Annotated in this window: 5 protein-coding genes; all 5 read left to right on the top strand. The window is 43.6% G+C overall.

Annotated features, from left to right (window positions below; all coding sequences use genetic code 11):
• Positions 1-38: 38 nt before the first annotated feature.
• The 5 genes from fba to BCV39_RS17150 all read left to right on the top strand — a co-directional run bounded on the left by fba (position 39) and on the right by BCV39_RS17150 (position 5,992).
• Positions 39-1,091, top strand: a complete 1,053-nt coding sequence (fba, locus tag BCV39_RS17170; protein ID WP_004732628.1) for a class II fructose-bisphosphate aldolase — start codon at positions 39-41, stop codon at positions 1,089-1,091.
• Positions 1,092-1,109: 18 nt separating this feature from the next.
• Entirely contained in the window at positions 1,110-1,964 is an 855-nt protein-coding gene (locus tag BCV39_RS17165; protein ID WP_102432311.1) for a PfkB family carbohydrate kinase, read from the top strand.
• A complete protein-coding gene (locus BCV39_RS17160; RefSeq protein ID WP_102432310.1) occupies positions 1,943-2,599 on the top strand; it encodes a hypothetical protein in 657 nt (218 codons plus the stop codon). Before BCV39_RS17165 ends, BCV39_RS17160 begins: the two co-directional genes overlap by 22 nt.
• 42 nt (positions 2,600-2,641) lie before the next feature.
• Positions 2,642-4,087, top strand: coding sequence for a sugar porter family MFS transporter (locus BCV39_RS17155; RefSeq protein WP_048660558.1), 1,446 nt, complete (start codon positions 2,642-2,644; stop codon positions 4,085-4,087).
• Positions 4,088-4,471: 384 nt separating this feature from the next.
• A complete protein-coding gene (locus BCV39_RS17150; RefSeq protein WP_181360036.1) occupies positions 4,472-5,992 on the top strand; it encodes a catalase in 1,521 nt (506 codons plus the stop codon).
• Positions 5,993-6,000 lie beyond the last annotated feature (8 nt).

Genomic DNA, 6,000 nt, shown 5'->3' with positions numbered 1-6,000 from the left:
AATTGCAAGAAACAATTAAACCTAAATTGGAGAAGAAAATGGCTATCGTTACACTAAGACAACTACTGGATCACGCAGCAGAAAATGGTTATGCAGTTCCAGCTTTCAACATCAGCAACATGGAGCAAGGACTTGCCATTGTTCGCGCTGCAGCAAAATGTAATTCAGGTGTCATCCTACAGGCGAGTATCAATGCTCGTAAAAGCTACGCAGGTGATGTGATGCTTTACAAGATGGTTTGTGCACTTGCTGAAATGTTCCCGAAAACACCAATCGTTCTTCATCAAGATCATGGCAATAGCGAAGAAACATGTCTGTCAGCAATTCGCCACGGCTTTACATCGGTCATGATGGATGGCTCATTGGAGCGTGATGCATCAACACCAAGCAGCTACGACTACAATGTAGATATTACTTCTCGTATCGCTCAATCTGCGCACTGGGTTGGTGCTTCAGTTGAAGGTGAGTTGGGTTGTATTGGCTCTTTAGAAACCGGTGAAGCTGAAGCTGAAGATGGCGTTGGTGCTGTTGGTATCCTTGAAAAGAGCCAGCTGCTAACAGACCCAGATCAAGCCGTTGATTTTGTTAAAAGAACAAAGGTTGACGCATTAGCGATCGCTTGTGGCACAAGCCATGGTGCTTACAAGTTCACTCGCAAACCTGATGGCGATATCTTAGCGATGAACGTAATCGAAGAAATTCACTCGAAGCTCCCAACGACTCACCTAGTTATGCATGGAGCTTCATCGGTTCCTCAATACTTACAAGATATGATCAATGAGAATGGCGGTGAAATGCCTCAAACATATGGTGTGCCAATCGAAGAAATCGAGCGCGGTATCAAACATGGTGTTCGCAAGGTAAATATCGATACTGATTGCCGTATGGCGATGTCTGGTCGCTTCCGAGAATTAGCGATGAAAAATCCGCAAGAGTTTGACCCTCGTAAGTTCCTATTAGCAGGAATGGATGAACTAACGACACTTTGTTTAAACCGATTTGAACGATTTGGTTGTGCTGGTCACGGTGACAAGATTACACCAATTTCTATGGATGATATGGCTGCACGCTACGCTAGCGGTGAGCTGTAATTCAAAGGAGTTCTATGTATGGGAAATTGTGTATTTATAGGCAGAAGCACGATTGATTTGATGAGCTTTGTTGAAGTGATGCCTGATCCTGATCAAAAGGTGAATGCGATTGCTGATTTTATTGGTGGTGGTGGGTCTGCACTCAATGCTGCCATTGCATGCAACGCATTAGGCTCTGATGTACACCTTTGGACATGTTTAGGTAAAGAGCACCTCTATAAATCGATAGTGACAGCAGAGCTTAATGAACACGAAATTTCGGTTGTGGATTTAAGTTTAGACGATGAATACCAGCTACCACTATCGAACATTATCTCTGCAAAGCAAACGGCATCTAGGCTCATCGTCAACGCCAGTCAGCCCGATTGCGAAAAGGTGATGAGTTTAGACCCGAAGTGGCTAGATAATGCAAAGCTCGTATTACTTGATCAATATGAGCATCCGTTTGTTAGCGCAAACGTACAAGCTTTGGCTGAGTTTACTGGGGATATTGTGTTAGACGCTGGTACTTGGAAATCGCACAGCGAACAGTTTTTATCTCTCTGTACTATTCCTATTGTTTCAGAGGAATTCACCAATGGTGACAAAGACAAAATGCAGGTACTTTGCGACCAACACGGGATCAAAAAGTGGGCAATGACGCTGGGCGACAAAGGTGTTTTTTATAGTGATGAGTCCGGTAGCGGGTTAATCCCTGCACCTAAAGTGGATGCTATCGATACGCTAGGTGCTGGAGATATATTCCATGGGGCTTTTTGCCATTACTACTCAGAGAGTCAAGATTTCCGTGACTCTCTGAAGAAAGCTAGTCACATAGCGGCATTATCATGTACCGAATTAGGAACCAGATCATGGCTAAAACACATTCGTTAACGGTTGATGACATTGCAAGCGTTCCTCAACTGGTCGCCAACACCTACCAAGAGTCTGGGAAACAAATTCTTGTCATCGGTATCTCTGGTGCTCCAGCGACGGGTAAATCAACATTGTCTGAATCCCTGCTGTCTGGACTGTCACAGTTAGGATTTAAAGCCCAACTTTGTCCAATGGACGGCTTTCACTACCCCAATTCGGTACTGAAAGAGAAAGGACTGACGTCAGTCAAAGGTAGCATCGAAACATTTGATGTAACCTCATTAGCACATTTGCTTTCCAAAGCGGTGACGCCAAACACTGACGCATTCTTTTGGCCGAAATACTGTCGTGAGTTACACGATCCCATTGCAGAAGGTTTTTTAATTGAGCCAGACACTCAAATTATTTTACTCGAGGGCAATTACATCTACTCAATCGACGAAGACTGGCGACCAGTCAGCGATTTAATTGACTTGAAGATCTTTCTCACAGCGAGTGAAGAAGTACTCAGAGAGCGATTAATATCAAGACACCTAGCTGGTGGAAAGTCGAAAAAAGAGGCGCTCGATAAAACCGAGCGCGTGGATCTAGTCAATGCGTTAAAAATAAAACAATACGAATCAAACGCAGACTACGTAATCCAGACGCACTAGAACAGCGTCCCATGTACCCTACAATTCTCATGGAGAGATCAAATGATTCTTAGCGAAAACAATAAGAAGATGTTCTTTTTAACATTCATTTGCGCTGCGGCAACGATTGGTGGGTTCCTATTTGGAATGGACACCATTGTTATTGGCGGCACGATCACGCAAATCACACAACAGTTCGAATTATCGACCTTACAACAAGGCTGGTATGTATCATCAGCGCTTGTGGGGTGCTTATTTGGTAGCATAATCGCAGGTCCTATTGCTGACTATGCTGGGCGTAAAAAACCTCTGATGCTAGGTGCTTTACTAGCTATCGTATCGGTTCTTGGCTGCATGTACGCAGACTCATTCAACTTACTGATCTGGGCACGTATCATTGGTGGCTTTGGCATCGGTATCGCGACCGTGGTTTGCCCGATGTACATTGCAGAAGTAGCTCCAGCAAGGCATAGAGGAAAACTCAGTAATCTATTTCAAGTGGCAATTGTGATCGGTTTAACTTGCTCAGTGATCACCAACACATTGATTGTTAACTACAGCCAGGCTGCCGTTGTTACGGGTCATTACCTTGACCATTTCTTTATTACTGAAAACTGGCGTGGCATGTTCTCTGTTGAATTTTTGCCTGCAGTTATTTTCCTTGGTTTGGTAGCATTTTTTCCGGAATCACCTCGTTGGTTGATATCTAAAGCTAGAGAAAAAGAAGCGGCTAACATTCTGAGAAAGTTCTTAACCAAGGGTGAAGCAGAAGAAGCGATTATTGAATGTCGTCAGGTAATTCGCTCAGAGAAAGCAGGATCATATAAACAATTAGTCAAAAATCCGGTGATGCGTTTCGGCTTGATGACGGGTGTATTACTAGCAATATGGTCAGAGTGGTCTGGCGTAACTGTTGTGATGTACTACGGCCCTGTAATGCTAGAAGAGATAATGGGCAACCAAGGTTCTGCACTGGGAGGTTTTGGTTGGATCTGCTTAGTAAGCGTTATATTTACCTCTTTATCAATGGTATTCATCGATAAAGTGGGTCGCAGAAAAATGCTAATAACCTCTGCACTTGGTTGTTTCACTTGCCTGATTGGTTTGGCAATATTCTTCGACAGACCTGATACTCCACCTATGTTGATAGTTGGCTTAATGGCGTTCTTTGTTGCCTTCACAGCACTCGGTTTAGGCCCTCTGAAGTTCACGATTTCAGCTGAGATTTTACCAACTTCAGTCCGTGGCCGCGCGGTCTCAATAACAACGGCAGCAATCTGGATTCAAGGTGTTATCTTGAACTCATTTACACCAGCTTTTAGAGAATCATTTGGAACATCGGCACTGTTCATCATGTTCGCGATTATCCTGCTTGGCCAAGTTTGGTTTGCCATCAAAATCCTTCCAGAGACAGCAAACCGCAGTTTAGAAAGCATCGAGAAAGAGTTAAAGCAACGATTTGATATAAAAGAGGTCGAAGGTAAAGAACTTCAACCAAAGCAAGTATAGCGATTAGTTGTTGTTAATATAGATAGAGCCTCCAGTATGTGGAGGCTTTTTTACTTTCACGTATATTCCCACTCATACCCTCTCTAAACCATTCACTCCTTATTATTATCATTCGTCTCATTGATAAAACGGCGTGACAGTTTGTGGCTAACCTTTCAACGTCAACCTTTGAAAGGGATTAGAAATCGCGAGTATTTGGGCTGTTATTTTTCTCTATTCGAACCAACTTAATCACTCCATCGTTTTCACCTATTGAATCTATCGTTATTTCCCATTACACAAATGTAAACATTGAAGTTATATTCTTGGTGGGCAGAAAAGAGCTTTTGAATATCCATTTACCACTCGACTGGTTTAATGGTTAGCACGCATTGGAGAGCAACCATGCAGATGTCAAAAAGCTTTTTATTAATTACAGTTGGCTTAGCCAGCACATCTCTACAGGCTCAAACCCTGACAAGAGACAACGGTGCACCAGTAGGTGATAACCAAAACTCCATAACAGCAGGTGAGAATGGCAGTGTATTACTGCAAGACGTCCATCTGATCCAAAAATTGCAGCGTTTTGCCAGAGAACGTATTCCTGAGCGTGTTGTTCATGCTCGTGGTACGGGCGCACATGGTGAATTCGTCGCTTCTGGTAATTTTAGTGATTTAACGGTTTCCGACCCTTTTACTAATAAAGGTAAGGTGACTCCTGTTTTCGTTCGTTTTTCGACCGTTATTCACTCTAAAGGATCACCAGAAACACTTCGCGACCCGCGTGGTTTCGCCACCAAATTTTATACTGAACAGGGTAACTGGGATCTGGTAGGGAATAATCTGCCTGTGTTCTTTATTCGTGATTCGATTAAGTTTCCGGATATGGTGCACTCTCTAAAACCGTCTCCAGTCACCAACGTTCAGGATCCAAACCGATTCTTCGACTTCTTTAGCAGTGAGCCGGGTGCGACCAACATGTTGACTTGGGTGTACAGCAATTTAGGTACGCCTGCGAGCTATCGCACCATGGATGGCTTTGGGGTTCATGCTTATAAGTGGATCAATAAGCAAGGCGACGTGAACTATGTGAAGTTCCAATGGAAGACTCAGCAAGGCGTTAAAAGCCTTCGTCCAGATCAAGTCACTGAGATACAAGGTAAAGAGTTCAACCATCTTACCAATGACCTTTATGCTGAAATTGGCTTAGGGAATTACCCTAAATGGGACCTTTACGTGAAGGTATTGTCTCCTGAGGCATTGAGAAAACTTGACTACAACGGACTCGATGCAACCAAAGTATGGCTGAATGTGCCAGATCAAAAAGTCGGCACTATGACGCTGAATCGTCTACCTGAAAACTTCTTTTTAGACACCGAACAGTCGGCATTTTCGCCTTCGAATCTGATTCCTGGTATCGAGCCGTCGGAAGACCGTTTGTTGCAAGGTCGTTTGTTTGCTTATTCAGATACGCAGCTTTACCGTTTGGGCGCTAACCTGTTTCAACTGCCAGTAAATCGTCCGTTAACGCCAGTGAGCAATCATAACCAAAATGGCTTTAGTAATAATGCATCGTTAACAAACGGTGATATTAACTATGAGCCAAGCCGAAAACTAGAGTTGGCAGAAGATGTTCAATTCAAAGCCGTAGAAACCAAGCTTGTTGGTACGGTGCAACAAAAAGCGATCAGCAATCCACGAAATTTCTATCAAGCGGGTGTGCAGTACCGCAGCATGAATGAACAAGACAAAAGTGATTTGATTGCTAACCTCGCTGGTGACTTGAATAAGGTGACGGACAAAGGCATCAAAACGACGATGGTGAGCTACTTCTATCGTGCAGACAAACAGTATGGAACGCGTTTGGCTAAAGCCACTGGTACCAGTATGTCACGAGTGGAAAAACTCTCGCAAGCGAACAATTAAGCAACAAC

Origin of the sequence: Vibrio sp. 10N.286.55.E10 (assembly GCF_002872555.1) — a bacterium.
Taxonomy (GTDB): Bacteria; Pseudomonadota; Gammaproteobacteria; order Enterobacterales; family Vibrionaceae; genus Vibrio; species Vibrio crassostreae.
The sequence above is the reverse complement of the archived record's forward strand: the minus strand, read 5'-3'. Positions and strand labels throughout refer to the sequence as shown.